The sequence below is a fragment of the Streptomyces sp. NPDC048751 genome, from assembly GCF_043198595.1.
In the GTDB taxonomy this organism is placed as follows: Bacteria; Actinomycetota; Actinomycetes; order Streptomycetales; family Streptomycetaceae; genus Streptomyces.
Map to the genome: position 1 here is coordinate 326,128 of NZ_JBICUX010000006.1, position 19,047 is coordinate 345,174.

The 19,047-nt window shown below is 72.3% G+C and carries 23 protein-coding genes; 5 read left to right on the plus strand and 18 right to left on the minus strand.

Translation table 11 applies throughout. From position 1 onward, the window contains the following. The first annotated feature begins 1 nt into the window (after position 1). The 4 genes from ACGFNV_RS21255 to ACGFNV_RS21270 are packed head-to-tail and all read left to right on the plus strand — an operon-like array spanning position 2 to position 4,573. A complete protein-coding gene (locus ACGFNV_RS21255; RefSeq protein ID WP_393624509.1) occupies positions 2-1,189 on the plus strand; it encodes an ADP-ribosylglycohydrolase family protein in 1,188 nt (395 codons plus the stop codon). Next, the gene (locus ACGFNV_RS21260) at positions 1,177-2,553 is read left to right on the plus strand and encodes an ADP-ribosylglycohydrolase family protein (RefSeq protein WP_393624510.1); all 1,377 of its coding nucleotides are present in this window, start codon (positions 1,177-1,179) and stop codon (positions 2,551-2,553) included. The genes ACGFNV_RS21255 and ACGFNV_RS21260 overlap by 13 nt, the downstream gene beginning before the upstream one ends. Then, the gene (locus ACGFNV_RS21265) at positions 2,553-3,758 is read left to right on the plus strand and encodes a CaiB/BaiF CoA transferase family protein (RefSeq protein WP_393624511.1); all 1,206 of its coding nucleotides are present in this window, start codon (positions 2,553-2,555) and stop codon (positions 3,756-3,758) included. Before ACGFNV_RS21260 ends, ACGFNV_RS21265 begins: the two co-directional genes overlap by 1 nt. After that, complete coding sequence (locus ACGFNV_RS21270; protein WP_393624512.1) at positions 3,755-4,573, plus strand: HpcH/HpaI aldolase/citrate lyase family protein; 819 nt, start codon at positions 3,755-3,757, stop codon at positions 4,571-4,573. The genes ACGFNV_RS21265 and ACGFNV_RS21270 overlap by 4 nt, the downstream gene beginning before the upstream one ends. Before the next feature lie 73 nt (positions 4,574-4,646). Here ACGFNV_RS21270 and lgt read toward each other — a convergent pair whose 3' ends face one another. From lgt to hisI, 11 genes are all read right to left on the minus strand, one after another. Next, on the minus strand, positions 4,647-5,654 hold the full coding sequence (gene lgt / locus ACGFNV_RS21275; RefSeq protein WP_393624513.1) for a prolipoprotein diacylglyceryl transferase: 1,008 nt from the start codon (positions 5,652-5,654) through the stop codon (positions 4,647-4,649). Positions 5,655-5,736: 82 nt separating this feature from the next. Further along, positions 5,737-6,513 carry a DsbA family protein gene (locus ACGFNV_RS21280; RefSeq protein ID WP_393624514.1) on the minus strand — a complete coding sequence of 259 codons (777 nt, stop codon included), beginning with the start codon at positions 6,511-6,513 and terminating at the stop codon, positions 5,737-5,739. An 88-nt stretch (positions 6,514-6,601) separates the two neighbouring features. After that, positions 6,602-7,417 carry a tryptophan synthase subunit alpha gene (gene trpA / locus ACGFNV_RS21285; RefSeq protein WP_393624515.1) on the minus strand — a complete coding sequence of 272 codons (816 nt, stop codon included), beginning with the start codon at positions 7,415-7,417 and terminating at the stop codon, positions 6,602-6,604. Beyond that, positions 7,414-8,697 (minus strand): tryptophan synthase subunit beta, encoded by a 1,284-nt coding sequence (trpB, locus tag ACGFNV_RS21290; RefSeq protein WP_393624516.1) that lies wholly within the window; start codon positions 8,695-8,697, stop codon positions 7,414-7,416. Before trpB ends, trpA begins: the two co-directional genes overlap by 4 nt. Before the next feature lie 107 nt (positions 8,698-8,804). Further along, entirely contained in the window at positions 8,805-8,978 is a 174-nt protein-coding gene (gene trpM, locus ACGFNV_RS21295) for a tryptophan biosynthesis modulator TrpM (protein ID WP_393624517.1), read from the minus strand. A gap of 22 nt (positions 8,979-9,000) precedes the next feature. After that, positions 9,001-9,810: an indole-3-glycerol phosphate synthase TrpC gene (trpC, locus tag ACGFNV_RS21300; RefSeq protein WP_393624518.1), complete on the minus strand. Its 810-nt coding sequence runs from the start codon at positions 9,808-9,810 to the stop codon at positions 9,001-9,003. A 178-nt stretch (positions 9,811-9,988) separates the two neighbouring features. Then, a complete protein-coding gene (locus ACGFNV_RS21305) occupies positions 9,989-10,447 on the minus strand; it encodes a DUF2752 domain-containing protein (protein WP_393624519.1) in 459 nt (152 codons plus the stop codon). Between the two features lie 97 nt (positions 10,448-10,544). Beyond that, complete coding sequence (locus tag ACGFNV_RS21310) at positions 10,545-10,796, minus strand: HGxxPAAW family protein (protein ID WP_393624520.1); 252 nt, start codon at positions 10,794-10,796, stop codon at positions 10,545-10,547. 163 nt (positions 10,797-10,959) lie between these two features. Then, positions 10,960-11,610 (minus strand): TIGR02234 family membrane protein, encoded by a 651-nt coding sequence (locus ACGFNV_RS21315; protein ID WP_393624521.1) that lies wholly within the window; start codon positions 11,608-11,610, stop codon positions 10,960-10,962. A gap of 80 nt (positions 11,611-11,690) precedes the next feature. Continuing rightward, positions 11,691-13,169: an anthranilate synthase component I gene (locus tag ACGFNV_RS21320; protein WP_393624522.1), complete on the minus strand. Its 1,479-nt coding sequence runs from the start codon at positions 13,167-13,169 to the stop codon at positions 11,691-11,693. 11 nt (positions 13,170-13,180) lie between these two features. Further along, a complete protein-coding gene (gene hisI, locus ACGFNV_RS21325) occupies positions 13,181-13,576 on the minus strand; it encodes a phosphoribosyl-AMP cyclohydrolase (protein WP_393624523.1) in 396 nt (131 codons plus the stop codon). Positions 13,577-13,717: 141 nt separating this feature from the next. Between hisI and ACGFNV_RS21330 the strand changes: the two genes are divergently transcribed. After that, positions 13,718-14,353, plus strand: coding sequence for a TIGR03085 family metal-binding protein (locus ACGFNV_RS21330; protein WP_393624524.1), 636 nt, complete (start codon positions 13,718-13,720; stop codon positions 14,351-14,353). Between the two features lie 28 nt (positions 14,354-14,381). Here the strand turns inward: ACGFNV_RS21330 and ACGFNV_RS21335 are convergent, their stop codons facing one another. From ACGFNV_RS21335 to ACGFNV_RS21365, 7 genes are all read right to left on the minus strand, one after another. Beyond that, positions 14,382-15,635, minus strand: coding sequence for an MFS transporter (locus tag ACGFNV_RS21335; protein ID WP_393624525.1), 1,254 nt, complete (start codon positions 15,633-15,635; stop codon positions 14,382-14,384). Between the two features lie 22 nt (positions 15,636-15,657). Then, positions 15,658-16,248: an ArsR/SmtB family transcription factor gene (locus ACGFNV_RS21340; protein WP_393624526.1), complete on the minus strand. Its 591-nt coding sequence runs from the start codon at positions 16,246-16,248 to the stop codon at positions 15,658-15,660. 127 nt (positions 16,249-16,375) lie between these two features. Next, positions 16,376-17,131 (minus strand): imidazole glycerol phosphate synthase subunit HisF, encoded by a 756-nt coding sequence (gene hisF / locus ACGFNV_RS21345; RefSeq protein WP_393624527.1) that lies wholly within the window; start codon positions 17,129-17,131, stop codon positions 16,376-16,378. Continuing rightward, positions 17,128-17,523 carry a RidA family protein gene (locus ACGFNV_RS21350; RefSeq protein ID WP_393624528.1) on the minus strand — a complete coding sequence of 132 codons (396 nt, stop codon included), beginning with the start codon at positions 17,521-17,523 and terminating at the stop codon, positions 17,128-17,130. Before ACGFNV_RS21350 ends, hisF begins: the two co-directional genes overlap by 4 nt. Then, positions 17,520-18,245, minus strand: coding sequence for a bifunctional 1-(5-phosphoribosyl)-5-((5-phosphoribosylamino)methylideneamino)imidazole-4-carboxamide isomerase/phosphoribosylanthranilate isomerase PriA (gene priA / locus ACGFNV_RS21355; protein ID WP_393624529.1), 726 nt, complete (start codon positions 18,243-18,245; stop codon positions 17,520-17,522). Before priA ends, ACGFNV_RS21350 begins: the two co-directional genes overlap by 4 nt. Further along, positions 18,242-18,883, minus strand: coding sequence for an imidazole glycerol phosphate synthase subunit HisH (gene hisH / locus ACGFNV_RS21360; RefSeq protein ID WP_393624530.1), 642 nt, complete (start codon positions 18,881-18,883; stop codon positions 18,242-18,244). The genes priA and hisH overlap by 4 nt, the downstream gene beginning before the upstream one ends. Next, complete coding sequence (locus tag ACGFNV_RS21365; RefSeq protein ID WP_166662469.1) at positions 18,880-19,044, minus strand: hypothetical protein; 165 nt, start codon at positions 19,042-19,044, stop codon at positions 18,880-18,882. Before ACGFNV_RS21365 ends, hisH begins: the two co-directional genes overlap by 4 nt. Positions 19,045-19,047: the final 3 nt, after the last annotated feature.

Here is a 19,047-nt window from a genome sequence, read left to right on the forward strand (position 1 = left end):
CATGACGCCCAAAGCAACAGAAAGCACGGCACCGGTTCACGGGGCGAGCCTCGACGAACGGATCACCGGCGCCCTGGTCGGAGCCGCCGTCGGCGACGCCCTGGGCGGCCCGGTCGAGGGCTACTCCCCCGACCAGATCGTGCAGCGCCACGGCGGCCGCGTCCACGGCGTCGTCGGCCCCTGGAACGGCGACGCGTGGCGCACCGCCCGCCCCATCGCCCCGTACCACAAGGGCGACGGCCACGTCACCGACGACACCTTGATGACGCACGCCCTGGTACGGGTGTACGCGCAGGTCCGCGACCACCTCGACGCGTACGCGATCGCCGACCACCTCGTCCCGGACCTGATGACCACACCGCGCTGGATCCCGGAACTGGAAGCCGAGGCGCTCCCGCTCCAGCGGATCTTCCTCGCGGAGAAGTGGCTGGTGGCACGGCTCCACTACGCCCACGTCGACCCCCGCGAGGCAGGCGTCGGCAACATCGTCAACTGCGGCGCGGCGATGTACATGGCCCCCGTCGGCCTGGTCAACGCGGCCCACCCGGCGGCCGCGTACGCCGAGGCCCTGGACGTGGCGGGCGCCCACCAGTCGTCGTACGGCCGTGAGGCGGCGGGGGTCTTCGCGGCGGCGGTGGCCGCGGCGTGCGCACCGGGCGCGACCCCCGACTCGGTGGTCTCCGCGTGCCTCGCCCTGGCGAAGGACGGCACCCGGGCGGCGATCGAGAAGGTCTGCGAAACGGCGTCCCGCCACTCGGACTTCGAGTCCGCGCTGGTCCCGCTGCGGGAGGCGGTGGCCCCGTACGACACGGTGGGCCCCGACTACAAGTGTCCCGCGCTGACCGCCCGCCGCCCCTCCCGCGTCCACGCGATCGAGGAACTCCCGGTGGCCCTGGGCATGTTGGTCGTGGCCGGCGGCGACTACCGGCACGCGGTCCTGGGCGCGGTGAACTACGGCCGCGACTGCGACTCGATCGCCACGATGGCGGGTGCGCTGTCCGGGGCCCTGGGCTCCCCCGTCCCGGAGGACTGGGCGAAGACCGTCGCGGAGGCGAGCCGCCTGGACCTGTGGGCCCCGGCGCGGACCCTCACGGAGGTCGCCCGGGAGATCTTCGACCAGGACGTACGGCGCCGACGGGCCCACGAGGAGGCGTTCGGCGCGATCGGGGGCCCGAGATGCTCCGACTGACATGGGTCCAACCGGAGGACCTGCTGGGCCACGAACTGCGCCAGGCGACCCAGGACGGCCGCGAGCCCTCGGCGATCGCAGCCAGATGGCGGGCGGCGGGCGGCCTCGACGCCCCACCCCGAGCGGGAGCCTCCCCCCACCCGGCCTCCCGCTACCTGCGCCTCCTCGCGGAGGACCTGCTGGACGAACTGGCGGACCTACCGAGCAGCTGGTCGGAGCACGAACCGACGGAGCCGACGAGGATCAGAACCCTGTGCCCGGACTGGCCCAGCCCGCAAGGCAGCACCACCCCGGCACCCACCCCCGCCCACCTCGAAGCCGCGTGGCTGGGCAGAGCAGCAGGCTGCCTCCTGGGCAAGCCGGTCGAGAAACTCCCCCTCGAAGCCATCCGCCAACTGGCGGCAGCAACCGGCAACTGGCCACTGAACACCTACTTCACAGCCCGAGGAGTCCCCCAGGACCTCCTCACCACCCACCCCTGGAACCGCCGCTCAGCGCCCACCTCCCTCGCCGAGAACATCGACGGCATGCCCGAGGACGACGACCTCAACTACCCCCTCCTCAACCTCCTCCTGCTCCAACGCCACGGCACCGCCTTCACCACCGCCGACGTGGCCCGACTCTGGCTCGAGGAACTCCCCGCAGGCCGCGCCTTCACCGCCGAACGCATCGCGTACCGCAACCTCCTCCTCGGCCTCGAACCCCCACACACCGCCCGCCACCGCAACCCCTTCCGCGAATGGATCGGCGCCCTGATCCGCGCCGACATCCACGGCTGGACCAACCCCGGAGACCCCGCGGCCGCCGCCGAGCAGGCACACCGCGACGCCACCCTCACCCACACCGCCAACGGCGTCTACGCGGCGATGTTCACCGCGGCGACCATCGCCACCGCGGCCACCGGCACGCACGACGTCCACACCTGCCTGCGCACCGGCCTCACCGTCGTCCCGCCCCGCTCCCGACTGTCCCTCGCCGTCCACCACGCGATCCGGCTCGCCGAGACCCACGACGACTTCGACACGGTCGTGGGCGAACTCCACGCCACCCACGCGGCGACCCACCACTGGGTCCACGCCGTCCCCAACACCGCCCTGATCGCCGCCGCCCTCACCCACGCCGACGGCGACTTCACCGGCTCCATCTGCCGTGCCGTGTCCGGCGGCTGGGACACCGACTCCAACGGCGCGACGGCCGGCGGCATCGCCGCCCTCCTCGCGGGCTCCCCCGCCGCCCTCCCCGACCGCTGGACCGCGCCCCTCAAGAACCGCCTGGCCACCTCCGTCGGCGACTTCAACGGCATCGGCTTCGACACGCTCGCCCAGCTCACCCACGCCCTCATCCCCCGGGAGGCACCCGCCTGATGACCGACTCCCCCGCGACCCGCTCCCCCCTGACCGGCCTGCGCGTCCTCGACCTCGCCACACTCTTCGCCGGCCCCCTCGCCGCCACCCTGCTCGGCGACTTCGGCGCGGAGGTCATCAAGGTCGAGCACCCCACGAAACCCGACCCCTCCCGCGGACACGGCCCGTCGAAGGACGGCGTCGGCCTGTGGTGGAAGGTCCTGGGCCGCAACAAGCGCACCACGACCCTGAACCTCTCCACGCCGGGCGGCCGCGCCACCCTCCTGCGCCTCGCCGCCACCGCCGACGTCGTCATCGAGAACTTCCGCCCCGGCACCCTGGAGAAGTGGGACCTGGGCTGGGAGGAGCTGTCCGCCGCCAACCCCCGCCTGATCCTCACCCGCGTCACCGGCTTCGGCCAGTTCGGCCCGTACGCGCACCGCCCCGGCTTCGGCACCCTGGCCGAGGCGATGAGCGGCTTCGCCGCGATCACCGGCGAACCCGACGCGCCCCCGGTCCTCCCGCCGTTCGGCCTGGCCGACTCGATCGCCGGCCTGGCCACCGCCTACGCCGTCCTGACGGCCCTCGCCGCCCGCGACCGCACCGGCGACGGCCAGGTCGTCGACATGGCCCTGATCGAGCCCATCCTGACCGTCCTCGGCCCGCAGCCCACCTGGTACGACCAGCTCGGCCACGTCCAGCCCCGCACCGGCAACCGCTCCCAGAACAACGCCCCGCGCAACACCTACCGCACCGCGGACGGCACCTGGGTCGCCGTCTCCACCTCGGCCCAGTCGGTGGCGGAACGCCTGATGCACCTGGTCGGCCGGCCCGAGCTGATCGACGAGCCCTGGTTCGCCACGGGCGCCGACCGCGCCCGCCACGCGGACGTCCTCGACGAGGCGGTCGGCACCTGGATCGCCCGCCGCACCCGCGCCGACGTCCTCGCGGCCTTCGAGAAGGCGGAGGCCGCGGTGGCCCCCGTCCAGGACGTACGGGACGTCATGACCGACCCGCAGTACGCGGCCCTCGGCACCGTCACCACCGTCGACGACCCCGAGCTGGGCCCGCTGCGCATGCAGAACGTTCTCTTCCGCCTCTCCGCCACACCGGGCGCGATCCGCTGGGCCGGCCGCCCGCACGGCGCGGACACGGAGGAGGTCCTGACCGAGCTGGGCCTGACCCCGTCCGAACTCGCCACGCTACGCGCGGAGGGTGCCCTGTGACCTACCCGCTGACCTGGCTTTACGTCCCGGGCGACCGCCCCCACGTCGTCGCCAAGGCGCTGCTCTGCGGCGCCGACGTGGTGGTGATCGACCTGGAGGACGCGGTCGCCCCCGACCGCAAGGACTACGCCCGCGCCGCCACCGCCGAACTCCTCTCCGACCCCCAGCCGGTCCCGGTCCACGTCCGCGTCAACACCCTGGACGGCCCGTGGGCGGCCGCCGACCTGGAGGCGGTGGCCTGCCTCCGGGGCGTCGCCGGCCTTCGCCTCCCCAAGGTCGTCTCTCCGGAACAGGTGATCCGTGTCGCGGAAGGCGCGCATGCGACCGCCCCGGCCCTCTACGCCCTGCTGGAAACGGCCCTGGGCATCGAGCGGGCCCATGCCATCGCCTCCGCCCATCCGGCCCTGCGCGGCATCTCGCTCGGCGAGTCGGACCTCCGCGCCGATCTGGGAGTACGGGACGACACGGGCCTCGACTGGTCGCGCTCACGGATCGTCGTGGCCGCGCGGGCGGCGGGACTGCCCCCGCCCGCCCAGTCGGTGTACCCGGACATCCGGGACCTGGACGGACTGGCGGCCTCCTGCGCCCGCGGCCGCACCCTCGGCTTCCTGGGCCGCACCGCGATCCACCCCCGCCAGCTCCCGGTCATCAAGCGGGCCTACCTGCCCACCCCTCGGGAGATCGAGCAGGCCGAGACGATCGTCAAGGCGGCGGCCGCGCAACAGGGTGCCCAGGCGCTGCCCGATGGCCGCTTCATCGACGCGGCGGTCGTGGCGGCGGCCCGACGGACCCTGTCCCTGGCCCGCCGCCTCTGACTCTGCCTCCCTGCACGCGATGAGGGCGCCCGGAAAACCCGGGCGCCCTCATCGTCGTACGACAGCCGTCGGCTCAGCTCTTCTTGCTCCCCGACGGGGCTTCGTCCTTCACGTCGCCGTCGGCCTTCTCAGCCTTCTCAGCCTCCTTGGCCTGGTCGGCCTTGTCGGCGTCGGCGGTCTTGTCAGCCTCGGTGGACGCAGCGGCGTCGCTCTTCGACTCGCTCTCACCGTCCCCCTCGGTCCCACCGTCGGAGACACTCTCGGAAGCACCCGGCTCCACGACCTCTTCCCGCCCCGGCCGCTTCTTCGCCGACACCACGATGTACACGACGGCGAGCAGGAACACCAGCAGCGCGGTCCAGTTGTTCAGGCGCAGGCCCAGGATGTGGTGGGCGTCGTCGACACGCATGTACTCGACCCAGAAGCGGCCCACGCAGTACGCCGCGACATACAGGGCGAACGCCCGGCCGTGGCCCAGCTTGAAGCGGCGGTCGGCCCAGATGACCAGGACGGCGACGCCGATGCACCACAGGGACTCGTAGAGGAACGTCGGGTGGTAGTAGCCCGGCACCCGGCCGTCCGCCGAGGACGTGATGTGCAGCGCCCAGGGGAGGTCGGTCTGCTTGCCGTACAGCTCCTGGTTGAACCAGTTGCCCCAGCGGCCGATCGCCTGCGCGAGGGCGATGCCGGGTGCGACGGCGTCGGCGTAGGCGGGCAGCGGGATGCCACGGCGGCGGCAGCCGATCCAGGCACCCAGCGCGCCGAGCGCGATCGCGCCCCAGATGCCGAGGCCGCCCTCCCAGATCTTGAAGGCGTCCACCCAGTCGCGGCCCTCGCTGAAGTACAGCTCGTAGTCCGTGACCACGTGGTAGAGCCGGCCGCCGAGCAGGCCGAAGGGCACGGCCCAGACCGCGATGTCGGCCACCGTGCCGGCCCGCCCGCCCCGGGCGATCCAGCGCTTGTTGCCGAGCCAGACGGCAACGAAGACGCCGATGATGATGCAGAACGCATAGCCGCGCAGCGGAATGGGGCCGAGGTGGATCACCCCGCGCGACGGGCTGGGAATGTAGGCAAGTTCCATGGCAAGGTCGACGCTACCGTGCCGGGCCGGGCCCACGGCGGGCGGCCCGGCTACGGCTCCATAACGGGCCGGTGAGAAATGCTCACCCCTTGTCGGCCTCCTCCACCATCTGCTTCAGCTTCGCGGGGGTCATCGACTGGTCCTGGTAGATGTTCGTGCCGTTGAGCAGGACGGTCGGGGTGCCCGAGAATCCGCCGCGCTGAAAGGCCTGACCGGACTTGGCGACCCAGCTGTCGTGCGTGCCGTCCTCCACACAGGTGCGGAACGCGGGGGTGACCAGTCCGTCGACCTTGCCCGCCAAGTCGATGAGCTTGGCGCTGTCGGCGTAGGCGTCGTCGGTCTCCGGTGGCTGGTTCTCGTACAGCACGTCGTGGTACGCGGGGAACTTGGCGGCGTCCTGGGCGCAGGCCGCCGCGTTGGCCGCCGTGCGGGAGCCGCTGCCGCCCATGTTGCCGTCGATGATCGTGGCCAGGTGGTACTCCACCTTGAGCTTTCCGGAGGCGGTCAGCTCGTGGACCGTCGAGCGGTATCTGTCCTCGAAGCCCTTGCAGGCGGGGCAGCGGAAGTCCTCCCACACCGTGAGCGTGGACTTGGCGCTCTCCTTGCCGACCGGGATCGCGAGGGCGTCCTTGCCCTGCGCGCCCGAGGGCGCCACGACAGGGCCCGCCTTGTCGCCGCCCTTGTCCTTGCCCGCGTTGGCGGCGAGGACTCCGATGACCGCGGCCAGGCCCAGCACGCACACCACGCTCGCGCCGACGATCAGCGCCCTGCGCCGCCGCTCCGCGGACTTCTGCTTCTCGCGCTCGACCGCCAGCCGCTCCCGGGCGGTGCGCTTCCCCTCACGATTCTTCTCGCTCACACCACCAGAACGAACCGGGGAGGCGCAGCGCGCCTCCCCGGTCCCAGGTCCACCCTTACGAGGGACCCGTGTGCGTACTCCCGCTCCCTCAGGCCTGTCGGCGCACGCCCTTGGCCAGCTCACCCGCGAGCGTGCGGACGGCCTCGACACCGGCCGCGTGGTCCGGGGCGTCCAGCATCCGCTTGACGAACGCGGAGCCGACGATCACGCCGTCGGCGAAGCCGGCGACCTCTGCGGCCTGCTCGGCGTTGGAGACGCCGAGGCCGACGCAGACGGGCAGGTCGCCCGCGGCCCGGGTACGGCCCACCAGGTCCTCCGCCTGCGCGCCGACCGACTCACGGGTGCCGGTGACGCCCATCAGGGAGGCCGCGTAGACGAAGCCACTGCCCGCCGCGGTGATGTCGGCGAGCCGCTCGTTCTTGCTGCTCGGCGCCACGACGAAGACCGTCGCCAGGCCGTGCTTCTCGGCGTGCTCCCTCCACAGCGCCGACTCCTGCACGGGCAGGTCGGGCAGGATCGCCCCGGCACCGCCCGCCTCGGCGAGCTCGGCGGTGAACCGCTCGACGCCGTAGCGGTCGATGGGGTTCCAGTACGTCATCACCAGCACCGGCTTCCCGGTGGCCTCGTGGGCCTCCCGGACCGTGCGCATCGCGTCGGCGATCCTGACACCGCCGCGCAGGGCGATGTCGTCGGCGGTCTGGATGACGGGGCCGTCGAGGACGGGGTCGCTGTGCGGCAGGCCCACCTCGACGACGTCGGCGCCGCCGTCGAAGGCGGCCTTGATCGCCTCGATGCCGCCGTCCACGGTCGGGAACCCGGCCGGGAGGTAGGCGATGAGGGCGGAGCGGCCCTCCGCCTTGGCGGCGGCGAGGGTGTCGGACAGCAGCTGAATGTTCCCGCTCACTTGGCGTCCCCCTCGATCTCGGCGGTGCCGGAGGCGTCCTCGGCGACCTCGGCGTCGGTGTCGTACAGGCCGAAGTAGCGGGCGGCCGTGTCCATGTCCTTGTCGCCGCGGCCGGACAGGTTGACCACGATCAGCCCGTCCTTGCCCAGCTCCCGGCCGACCTCCAGGGCTCCGGCGAGGGCGTGGGCGCTCTCGATGGCCGGGATGATGCCCTCGGTCCGCGACAGCAGGCGCAGGGCCTGCATGGCCGCGTCGTCGGTGACCGCGCGGTACTCGGCGCGGCCGCTGTCCTTGAGGTAGGAGTGCTCGGGGCCGATTCCGGGGTAGTCCAGACCGGCCGAGATGGAGTACGGCTCGGTGATCTGGCCCTCGTCGTCCTGGAGGACGTAGGAACGCGATCCGTGCAGGATGCCGGGCTCGCCGGCGGTGAGGGTGGCCGCGTGCTCACCGGTCTCGACGCCATGGCCGGCCGGCTCGCAGCCGACGAGGCGCACGGAGGCGTCCGGGATGAAGGCGTGGAAGAGGCCGATGGCGTTGGAGCCGCCGCCGACGCAGGCGACGGCCGCGTCGGGCAGTCGTCCGGCGCGCTCCAGGAGCTGGCGTCTGGCCTCGACGCCGATGACGCGGTGGAAGTCGCGGACCATGGCCGGGAAGGGGTGCGGTCCGGCGACGGTGCCGAACAGGTAGTGCGTGTGGTCGACGTTGGCGACCCAGTCGCGGAAGGCCTCGTTGATCGCGTCCTTCAGCGTGCGGCTGCCGGACTTCACGGCGACGACCTCGGCACCGAGCATGCGCATACGGGCCACGTTGAGGGCCTGGCGCTTGGTGTCGATCTCACCCATGTAGATCGTGCACTCGAGGCCGAACAGCGCGCAGGCGGTGGCGGTGGCCACGCCGTGCTGACCGGCGCCGGTCTCGGCGATGACGCGGGTCTTGCCCATGCGCTTGGTGAGCAGGGCCTGACCGAGCACGTTGTTGATCTTGTGGGATCCGGTGTGGTTCAGGTCCTCGCGCTTGAGGAAGACGCGGGCGCCGCCGGCGTGCTCGGCGAACCGGGGCACCTCGGTGAGGGAGCTGGGGCGGCCGGTGTAGTGGACGAGCAGGTCGTCGAGTTCGCGGGCGAACTCGGGGTCGGCCTTGGCTTTGTCGTACTCGACGGCGACCTCGTCCACGGCGGCGACGAGGGCCTCCGGGATGAACTTGCCGCCGAAGGCACCGAAGTAGCCTTCGGTGCTGGGGACTTGACCCTCCGGGTCAGGGATGAAGAACTCGCTGGGCATACGGAAACCTCACGGTGAGTTTTTGTGAAAAAACCGATCGCCGTGGGGGCGGGGAGGGTCAGTTGGCTGCGGGCCCGCTGTGGCTGGTCGCGCAGTTCCCCGCGCCCCTAGGTCAGCTGTTGCCATCGCATGCCGTTTACCTGCCCCGGCTCGTCACCGATGACGTACCTCACCCGGCGACCGTGCACCCTGCGTGCGGGCGCGCGGCAGCCACGGGGACGGCAGCCGCGCGCGAGGCCGGCGTAGCGGTCCGTGGCTGTCACGGTGCTCAGTAGCGTCATCGGGCCCTACCCTACCGGGAGTTCAGTCCCGGCCCTGGCGCAGTGCGGGGTGGGCGCCCGCTGCGACGAGGTCGGCGACTGCGGTCTTGGGGTCTCGGCCGGTGACGAGGGATTCGCCGACCAGGACGGCGTCGGCGCCGGCGTTGGCGTAGGCGATGAGGTCGTGCGGGCCGCGGACGCCGGACTCGGCGATCTTGACGATGTTCGCGGGGATCTCGGGGGCGATGCGTTCGAAGGTGCCCCGGTCGACCTCCAGCGTCTTGAGGTTGCGCGCGTTGACGCCGATCACCTTGGCGCCCGCGTCCACCGCCCGCTCGACCTCGTCCTCGTCGTGGACCTCGACGAGCGGGGTGAGGCCGATGGAGACGGCACGCTCGATGAGCGACTCCAGGGCGGGCTGGTCGAGGGCGGCGACGATCAGCAGCGCGAGGTCGGCGCCGTAGGCGCGGGCCTCCCACAGCTGGTACGCCGTGACGATGAAGTCCTTGCGCAGGACGGGGATGTCCACCCGCGCGCGGACGGCCTCCAGGTCGGCGAGCGAGCCGCCGAAGCGGCGCTGTTCGGTGAGGACGGAGATGACGGCGGCACCGCCCGCCTCGTAGTCGGCGGCCAGGCCCGCCGGGTCGGCGATCGCGGCCAGCGCGCCCTTGGAGGGGCTGGAGCGCTTGACCTCGCAGATCACCTTGACGCCGTCGCCCTTGAGCGCGGCCACTCCGTCCTTGGCGGCGGGAGCCTTGGCCGCGCGCTCCTTGAGCTCGTCGAGGCTGACGCGCGCCTGCCGCTCCGCGAGGTCGGCACGGACTCCGTCGATGATCTCGTCGAGCACACTCACGCGAGCGGCCCCCTTCCAGACGGTTGACTGTTCAAGCGGTTGGGCTTCCGCCGAGCGTCCGCCCCTCGGGCGGAACCAGCAGCCGAAAACCCATGGTCACTGCGATGGTATCCGGAGGACGGCGAAGGCCCCGCATCCGGCCGACAGCGGTCCCACTACCTGGACATTCCGTTGTTGATCAAGGATGGAGCCAGCCACCGAACGGCAGGTTCCGGACAACGGTGAAGACCAGCACCAACGCACCGAGGGTCCACAGGTGCACAGAACCGACGTCGGTCCGCATCGGCCGCCCGCGCGCCGCGCGGACCACCCAGACGGTCCACAGCACGGCGAAGCCCAGGTAGGCGACCACGGCCGCCGCGTTGTCCTGCAGCGCGGTCAGGAAGTCCCCGTGCACGAAGGCGTGGGCGCTGCGCAGTCCGCCGCAGCCGGGGCAGTAGACGCCGGTGTAGCGCAGGAGGGGGCAGACGGGGTAGTGGCCGGGTTCGTTGGGGTCGACGGCCCCGACGTAGGCGAAGGCCCCGGCGACGGCCGCGAGCACTCCGGCGGGGACGGCGAGGCGTCCCAGGACGGTCCCGGGGGCGGGCCGTTGCGGGGGCGGCGCCAGTCTCTGGCTGTCGGCGTTCACGTCTCGCATTGTGCCCGCCCGGCCGCACACGCGCGCGAAGGGGCGGCCCGGCACCGATGGCGCCGGACCGCCCCTTCGCACAGCGGGGTCGGTCGGTCCGCGAGGCTCAGCTCTCGACGCTCGCCGGCTCGGCCGTCGCCGAGACCTTGTGCACCGGGTGGACCGACTTCGACTGGCCGAGGCCCATGGCGCTCATGACAGCGCCGACGACACCGCCGAGCACCACGATCACCATGCCGGCCCAGAAGCCCAGCGGCTCGGCCATCACCATGAACGCGCCGGCGACGGCGAAACCGATGATGGCGATGGTGACACCGGTCCAGGCGGCCGGGGTGTGTCCGTGGCTGCTGCCCGCCATGACTTGCTCCTCGTTGCTGTGTACGTGTCGTACGTGTCTGAGCCGGCGTGTCGGAGCCGGATGTTCGCGGTCCATTGTCCCGCACGCGTGCGGGTGCCCCGAGCGGGGGTGTGTTCCACCCGCGTCCGACGCCCCACATCGGGACCGGTGGCGGGGTCCTCGGTCACGCCGGACCCGTGCCTGTCGGGTCCTCGCCCCGGTCCAGCGCCTTCCACAGGTCCTCGGGGCGGTCGGGGTCGACGGCCGGGGCGGCGCGGCGCGGGCGGGGGGCGCCCGCACGCTCGTAGCGGCCGGACATGGCGGGCCACAGGCGGCCGTAGCGCAGGGCGAGCAGGCCGGCCAGGAGGATCAGGACACCGCCCGCCGTCGCGACGTACGGCCAGGCGGTGTGGCTGAAGGCGGTCACGGTGGACGCGGTGTCACCGGTGGCCTTCGCGGCCTGCTCGTCGAGGGCGGAGCTGTCGGAGGCGCCGAGCAGGGCCGCGACGATCGTCCCGACGCCGGAGAGCGCGAGCACGGCGGAGACCAGGTGGCGGCCGGCCCTGCGGACGGCGAAGACGGCGACGAGCGCGGCGAGGCCCACTATGGCGAGCGCCGCGGGGACGCCGGTGACGTCGCTGCCCTTGGCGGTCAGGGGGAAGGATCCGCCGGCCACCGTCGCCGTGCCCTCCGACCAGCGCTGCCGGGTCGAGAGCAGGGCCACGGCCGCGCCCAGCGCACCGCACATCAGGGCGAGGGCGAGACTCCGGCGGCCGGACCGGGCGGGGGCGGCGGCTTCGGAACGGGGGTCAGGTACAGCAGTCACGTACCCCACTATCGCCTGAACCCCGGGCGAACCATCACCCGGGGCTCACGTGAGAAGCGCCCCACTTTCCCCGAAGCGCCGCAAGCGCCCTACTTGCCCAGCCGGTTGGCCGTGTGGACGGCGCGCAGGACCGCCGCCGCCTTGTTACGGCACTCGGTGTCCTCGGCGACCGGGTCGGAGTCGGCGACGATGCCGGCGCCGGCCTGGACGTAGGCGGTGCCGTCCCGCAGCAGGGCCGTACGGATGGCGATGGCGGTGTCGGAGTCGCCCGCGAAGTCGAGGTAGCCGACGCAGCCGCCGTACAGACCGCGCCGGGAGGGCTCGAGTTCGTCGATGATCTGCATCGCGCGGGGCTTGGGCGCGCCGGAGAGGGTGCCGGCCGGGAAGCAGGCGGTCAGGACGTCGAAGGCCGTGCGGCCCGCCGCCACCTTGCCGGTGACGGTCGAGACGATGTGCATCACGTGCGAGTACCGCTCGACGGACATGAAGTCGACGACCTCCACCGAGCCGGGCTCGCAGACCCGGCCGAGGTCGTTGCGGCCGAGGTCGACGAGCATGAGGTGCTCGGCGCGTTCCTTGGGGTCGGCGAGGAGTTCGTCGGCGAGGGCCTGGTCCTCCTGCGGGGTGGCTCCGCGCCACCGCGTACCGGCGATGGGGTGGACCATCGCCTGCCCGTCCTCGACCTTGACGAGGGCCTCGGGGGACGAGCCGACGACGTCGAAGCCGTCGAAGCGGAACAGGTACATGTACGGCGACGGGTTGGTCGCGCGCAGCACCCGGTAGACGTCCAACGCGCTCGCGGTGCACGGCGTTTCGAAGCGCTGGGAGGGGACGACCTGGAAGGCCTCGCCCGCGCGGATGCGCTCCTTGATGTCCTCGACGGCCTCCTGGAAGTCGGGGCCGCCCCAGAGCGCGGTGTACTCGGGGAGTTCGGAGGGCGGGAGGACGGCCGGGGGCTGCGCGACCGCGCGCGAGAGGTCCGCCTCCATGGCGTCGAGGCGGGCGACCGCGTCCGCGTAGGCCTCGTCGACGCCCGTGTCGAGGTCGTTGTGGTTGATCGCGTTGGCGATCAGCAGGACCGAGCCCTCCCAGTGGTCCATCACAGCGAGGTCGCTGGTCAGGAGCATGGTCAGCTCGGGCAGCTTCAGGTCGTCGCGCTCGCCGGGGCCGATCTTCTCCAGGCGGCGCACGATGTCGTAGCCGAGGTAGCCGACCATGCCGCCGGTGAAGGGCGGCAGGCCCTCCTGGTGAGGGGTGTGGAGGGCCTCGATGGTGGCGCGCAGGGCGGCGAGGGGGTCGCCGTCGACGGGGACGCCGACGGGCGGGACGCCGAGCCAGTGGGCCTGGCCGTCGCGCGCGGTGAGGGTGGCGGCCGAGCGGACGCCGACGAAGGAGTACCGGGACCAGGACCGGCCGTTCTCGGCGGACTCCAGCAGGAACGTGCCGGGGCGTTCGGCGGCGAGCTTGCGGTAGAGGGCGACCGGGGTGTCGCCGTCGGCGAGGAGCTTGCGGGTGACCGGGATGACCCGTCGGTCGGTGGCCAGCTTGCGGAACGTCTCGAGATCCATGGCGGCTGACCTTACTGATCCGAGGGGGTGGCACTGGAATCAGCGCCGTCCTTGAGGAGCACGTCCTCGTCGAAGCAGGTCCGCGCGCCGGTGTGGCAGGCGGCGCCGACCTGGTCGACCTTGACCAGCACGGTGTCGGCGTCGCAGTCGAGGGCGACGGACTTGACCCACTGGAAGTGGCCGGAGGTGTCGCCCTTGACCCAGTACTCCCGGCGGCTGCGCGACCAGTAGGTGCAGCGGCCGGTGGTGAGCGTGCGGTGCAGCGCCTCGTCGTCCATCCAGCCGAGCATGAGCACCTCACCGGTGTCGTACTGCTGGGCGATGGCGGGGAGGAGCCCGTCGGCGCTGCGCTTGAGGCGCGCGGCGATCTCGGGGTCCAGGCTCGGCTGGGCGGGCATGCTGGTCATGGGTGCCATTGTGCCGCGCGCCACTGACAGTTCCGGCGTGGTGTCCACCGATTGGAAGGGGGCGGCGCAAATGCGCCCCGGTGAGGGGTGGTGGCCGGGCGACGGGTGGGCGGATCATGGAGCCGGTCGTAGGCTGGCCGCATGTCGACCTTCGCCAAGCGTGAACGGCTCCTTCTCGCGGACCTCTTGGAGACCTCCGGCCCCGACGCCCCCACCCTGTGCGAGGGCTGGCGGACCCGCGAGCTCGCCGCGCACGTGGTGGTGCGCGAGCGCCGCCCCGACGCGGCCGGCGGGATACTGATCAAGCAGCTCGCCTCCCGCCTGGACAAGGTGATGGAGGAGTTCACGGACAAGCCGTACGAGGAGCTGATCCAGCTGATCCGTACCGGCCCGCCGCGCTTCTCGCCCTTCCAGCTCAAGCAGATCGACGAGGCGTCCAACATCATCGAGTTCTACGTCCACACCGAGGACGTGCGCCGCGCCCAGCCCGAGTGGTCGCCGCGCGAGCTGGACCCGGTCTTCCAGGACGCCCTGTGGTCGCGCCTGGAGCGCACCGCCCGGCTGATGGGCCGCGGCTCCCCGACCGGGCTGGTGCTGCGCCGCCCGGACGGCCGTACGGCGGTCGCCCATCGCGGTACGCCGGTCGTGACGGTGACGGGTGAGCCGTCGGAGCTGCTGCTGTTCCTCTACGGCCGGCAGAGCGCCGCGAAGGTGGGGCTCGACGGCGACGAGGACGCCATCGCCAAGGTGCACGAGGCGAAGCAGCTCGGGATCTGAGGGCTGCTCCCGCGTACCGTGCCTACGCTCAGCGGGGCAGTTCCGCGCGGCGCAGCGGGGCCGAGACGAGGGCCACGACGCCGCTGAGGGCGCAGATCGCGGCGCAGGCCGTGAAGACCGGGCCGGTGCCGTACGAGGCGATCGCCCAGCCGACGACCGGGAAGGTGAGCGGGGCGACGCCGAAGCTGACCAGGGTGGAGACCGAGGTGACGCGGCCTACGTAGGCGGCACCCGCTCTGCCCTGCACCAGCGCTCCGGCCAGGGCACCGCCCAGTCCCGCGACAAGTCCGACGAGCAGGGCCACGCAGGCCGCTCCGGCGACGGACGGCACCCGGGCGAGGGCGCCGATGGCCACGGCTCCGGCGATGCTCGCCACGGCCATCACGCGTCCCGCGCGGGGCACCCGGCCGCGCCAGGCGAGCAGCGACGAGGCGGCCGCGGCGCCCACGCCGAAGCCGGCGAGCACCCACCCCATCCCGGCGGAGCCCCAGCCGCGCTCCTGCGCGAGGAGGGTCAGCCCGAGGTTCATGGGCCCGACGAAGCCGAGGTCGCCGAGCGCGATGGCGACGATCAGCGGGAGCAGTACCCGGTCGTGCCGGATGTGCCGCAGGCCGTCCCGCAGTTCGGCGAACGCGGCACCGCGCGTCTTGTCGTCGTCGTGCGGCAGCTGTCCGACCCGCACGGTCAGCAGCACCGGCAAGGACGCTCCGATCAGCAGCGCGGCGAGGCCGAAGGCACCCGCGGTGCCGCCCAGGGCGACGCCGATGCCGCCCAGGGGGCCGCCGAGGACGCTGGAGAGTCGCACCGCGAGGCCGCGCATGCCCTGGACGCGGGCGAGCTGGCCGCGGCCGGTGATACGGGCGGGCAGGGCGCCGGCGGCGGGCAGGAAGACGGCGTCGACGACACCGAAGAGGACGGCCACCGCGCCCAGCGCCCACAGGCCGGGGCTGGTGACGAGGAGGAGTAACGCGGCGACGATCACGAGGGCGCAGCGCACGCCGGTGCTGCCGACGACCACCCGGCGCGGCCCGAAGCGGTCGGCGACCACTCCCCCGCCGAGCATCAGCAGGGCGCGCGGCACGGCGCTCGCGGCCGTCACCAGGCCGGCCTGCGTGGGGGTGCCGGCCTGGACGGCGGCCCAGGACAGGGCCATGTAGTAGACGTTGTCGCCGATCGCGGACGAGGTGTACCCGCCGAGCCAGCGCAGGACGTTGGGGTCCCGGTGGGCGGGGCGCTCGGCCGTCTCGGCGACGGGGGCCGTGGGCTGCAGGGTCGACGTCATGGGGAGCCTCTCGTACACGGGATCAGATCCGGAACGGGAACGCGTACGTGTGCACCGCGACGTTCTCGCGGCCCTCGGTGTCACCGGCGGCGTCGGCGGCCGCGCCCTGCTCGTCGTAACGGCGGATCAGGGCGAGCATCTCCCTGGTCAGCTCGCCGAGTTCGGCCGGTGTGAGCCGCAGGGTGGCCTCGCTGGACTCGGCCGCGGTGTTCCAGGCCTCGCCCCAGTGGCCGCGCTCGTCGAGGAAGCGGCGGTACATGTCGGCCCGCTGTTCGAAGAAGAGCCGGCTCGCCGCCGTGTGCGCCGCCGCCTTCTCCGGGGCGTCGCGGAAGTCCTCGTCGCGGATGCTCACCCCGTCGGAGGCGGGCTGCCACCAGCGCTCCCGGCCGTCGGCGCTCTGCGGTTCCGCCTCCTCGACGAGTCCGTGCTCGGCGAGCTTGCGGAGGTGGTAGCTCACCAGGGAGACGGCCTCGTCGACCTGTTCGGCGAGCTGGGAGGCGGTGGCGACGCGGGCGATGGTCAGGCCGCGGTACAGCTTCATCCGCAGGGGGTGGGCGAGGGCCTTGAGCGTGCCCAGGTCCGTGATCCGGCGGTCTCTTTCCTTGCCTGTCATGTCCCCACCCTAGTTACGAAAGAAAAGTTGCACAATATTTTTTGCGCAACTTCTCTTTCGTATCTGCTCATGAGAAAGCCCCGGCCGCTCACCGGCCGGGGCTCCGCGAGACGTCTTCGGGGAGACGTCAGCGCACGGCGTGTCCCGCCTCCCGCAGCGTCTCCTTCACCTGCCCGATCCGCAGATCGCCGAAGTGGAACACGGAGGCCGCGAGCACCGCGTCCGCGCCCGCGGTGATGGCCGGCGGGAAGTCGGCGAGCTTGCCGGCGCCGCCGGAGGCGATCACCGGGACCGTCACGTGCTTGCGGACGGCGGCGATCATCTCGAGGTCGTAGCCGTCCTTGGTGCCGTCCGCGTCCATCGAGTTGAGCAGGATCTCCCCGGCGCCCAGTTCGGCGGCCCGGTGGGCCCACTCGACGGCGTCGATGCCGGTGCCCCGGCGGCCGCCGTGCGTGGTGACCTCGAAGGAGCCGGACTCGGTGCGCCGGGCGTCCACCGACAGCACCAGGACCTGACGGCCGAAGCGCTCCGCGATCTCCTTGATCAGCTCCGGGCGGGCGATCGCGGCCGTGTTGACGCCCACCTTGTCCGCGCCCGCGCGCAGCAGCTTGTCCACGTCCTCGGGGGTGCGCACACCGCCGCCGACGGTGAGCGGGATGAACACCTGCTCGGCCGTGCGGCGCACCACGTCGTAGGTGGTCTCCCGGTTGCCCGAGGAGGCGGTGATGTCCAGGAACGTCAGCTCATCGGCGCCCTCGGCGTCGTACACCTTCGCCATCTCGACGGGGTCGCCCGCGTCGCGCAGGTTCTGGAAGTTGACGCCCTTGACGACCCGGCCGTTGTCCACGTCCAGGCAGGGGATGACGCGTACGGCCAGGGTCATGCGGGTGCCCCTCGGAACGCCTCCACCTCGACCTCGACGACCAGGCTGGGGTCGACGAAGCCGGAGACGATGACCAGCGACGTGGCCGGCCGGACGGACTCGAACAGCTCCTTGTGAGCGCGCCCGATGTCGTCCACGTCCCGGGCGTGGGTGATGTACATGCGCGTGCGCACGACGTCGTCGCGGCCGAGACCCAGTTGCTCCAGCGCCGCGAACGCGACGTTGAAGGCGTTGATCGCCTGCTCGTACGGACCGCCTCCGGCGATCTCGCCGTCCACTATCGAGGTGCAGCCGGACACCAGCACCAGACCGTTCGGCAGCTCCACCGCGCGGGAGTAGCCGAAGGCGTCCTCCCAGGGCGCGCCGGTCGTCACACGTCGTACGTCGCTCACTGGGCTACCGCCTCCAAGGCCTCTTCAAGGGTGAACGCCTTCGCGTACAGCGCCTTCCCGACGATGGCGCCCTCGACACCGAGAGGTACCAACTCGGCGAGGGCCCGCAGGTCGTCGAGCGACGACACGCCACCGGAGGCCACGACCGGGCGATCGGTCGCCGCGCACACGTTCCTGAGCAGCTCCAGGTTGGGGCCCTGGAGGGTGCCGTCCTTGGCGATGTCCGTCACCACGTACCGGGCGCAGCCCTCGTTGTCGAGGCGCTCCAGCGTCTCGTAGAGGTCGCCGCCGTCGCGGGTCCAGCCGCGGCCGCGCAGGGTGGTGCCGCGGACGTCGAGACCGACGGCGATCTTGTCACCGTGCTCGGCGATGACCTTGGCGACCCACTCGGGGGTCTCCAGGGCGGCCGTGCCGAGGTTCACGCGCCTGCAGCCGGTGGCGAGGGCCGCCGCCAGCGAGGCGTCGTCGCGGATCCCGCCGGACAGCTCCACCTTGATGTCCATCGCCTCGGCCACCTCGGCGATCAGCGCCCGGTTGTCGCCCGTCCCGAACGCGGCGTCCAGGTCCACCAGGTGCAGCCACTCGGCGCCCGCCCGCTGCCAGGCGAGGGCGGCCTCCAACGGGGAGCCGTACGACGTCTCGGTCCCGGACTCGCCGTGCACGAGGCGGACGGCCTGGCCGTCGCGGACGTCGACGGCGGGAAGGAGTTCGAGCTTGCTCACAGTGTTCCGATCCAGTTGGTGAGGAGCTGGGCTCCGGCGTCGCCGGACTTCTCGGGGTGGAACTGCGTGGCCCACAGGGCGCCGTTCTCGACGGCGGCCACGAAGGGCTTGCCGTGGGTGGACCAGGTGACCTTCGGGGCCGCCATCGCCGCGTTGTGCGTCTCCAGGTGCCAGTCGTGGACGGCGTAGGAGTGCACGAAGTAGAAGCGCGCGTCCGCGTCCAGGCCGGCGAACAGCTGGGAGTCGGCCGGTGCCTCGACGGTGTTCCAGCCCATGTGGGGCACGACGTCGGCCTGGAGCGGCTCGACGGCGCCGGGCCACTCGTCGAGGCCCTCGGACTCGACGCCGTGCTCGATGCCGCGCGCGAACAGGATCTGCATGCCGACGCAGATGCCCATCACGGGACGGCCCCCGGACAGCCTGCGGTCGATGATCCAGTGCCCGCGGGCGTCGAGCAGCCCCTTCATGCAGGAGGCGAACGCGCCGACGCCGGGCACCAGCAGGCCGTCGGCGTTCATGGCCTTGTCGTAGTCACGCGTGATCTCGACATCGGCCCCCGCGCGCGCGAGGGCACGTTCGGCGGAGCGGACGTTGCCGAAGCCGTAGTCAAAGACGACGACCTTTTTGGGTGCGCTCAATTCCACACCTCCAGCCTCAGGACGCCGGCGACGAGACACATCGCCGCGCCGATCGACAGCAGCACGATCAGGCTCTTGGGCATCTGCTGCTTGACGAAGGAGTAGATGCCGCCGGCCAGGAAGAGGCCGACGACGATCAGGATGGTCGAGAGTCCGGTCATGGC

Coding starts and splice junctions, on each gene's coding strand:
- trpM (WP_393624517.1), bottom strand. CDS start 8,978: ATGACGCTACTGAGCACCGTGACAGCCACGGACCGCTACGCCGGCCTC.
- ACGFNV_RS21330 (WP_393624524.1), top strand. CDS start 13,718: ATGTCGACCTTCGCCAAGCGTGAACGGCTCCTTCTCGCGGACCTCTTG.
- ACGFNV_RS21265 (WP_393624511.1), top strand. CDS start 2,553: ATGACCGACTCCCCCGCGACCCGCTCCCCCCTGACCGGCCTGCGCGTC.
- ACGFNV_RS21305 (WP_393624519.1), bottom strand. CDS start 10,447: ATGCGAGACGTGAACGCCGACAGCCAGAGACTGGCGCCGCCCCCGCAA.
- ACGFNV_RS21340 (WP_393624526.1), bottom strand. CDS start 16,248: ATGACAGGCAAGGAAAGAGACCGCCGGATCACGGACCTGGGCACGCTC.
- ACGFNV_RS21255 (WP_393624509.1), top strand. CDS start 2: ATGACGCCCAAAGCAACAGAAAGCACGGCACCGGTTCACGGGGCGAGC.
- ACGFNV_RS21365 (WP_166662469.1), bottom strand. CDS start 19,044: ATGACCGGACTCTCGACCATCCTGATCGTCGTCGGCCTCTTCCTGGCC.
- ACGFNV_RS21335 (WP_393624525.1), bottom strand. CDS start 15,635: ATGACGTCGACCCTGCAGCCCACGGCCCCCGTCGCCGAGACGGCCGAG.
- hisI (WP_393624523.1), bottom strand. CDS start 13,576: ATGACCAGCATGCCCGCCCAGCCGAGCCTGGACCCCGAGATCGCCGCG.
- ACGFNV_RS21260 (WP_393624510.1), top strand. CDS start 1,177: ATGCTCCGACTGACATGGGTCCAACCGGAGGACCTGCTGGGCCACGAA.
- ACGFNV_RS21320 (WP_393624522.1), bottom strand. CDS start 13,169: ATGGATCTCGAGACGTTCCGCAAGCTGGCCACCGACCGACGGGTCATC.
- trpB (WP_393624516.1), bottom strand. CDS start 8,697: ATGCCCAGCGAGTTCTTCATCCCTGACCCGGAGGGTCAAGTCCCCAGC.
- lgt (WP_393624513.1), bottom strand. CDS start 5,654: ATGGAACTTGCCTACATTCCCAGCCCGTCGCGCGGGGTGATCCACCTC.
- ACGFNV_RS21310 (WP_393624520.1), bottom strand. CDS start 10,796: ATGGCGGGCAGCAGCCACGGACACACCCCGGCCGCCTGGACCGGTGTC.
- hisF (WP_393624527.1), bottom strand. CDS start 17,131: ATGACCCTGGCCGTACGCGTCATCCCCTGCCTGGACGTGGACAACGGC.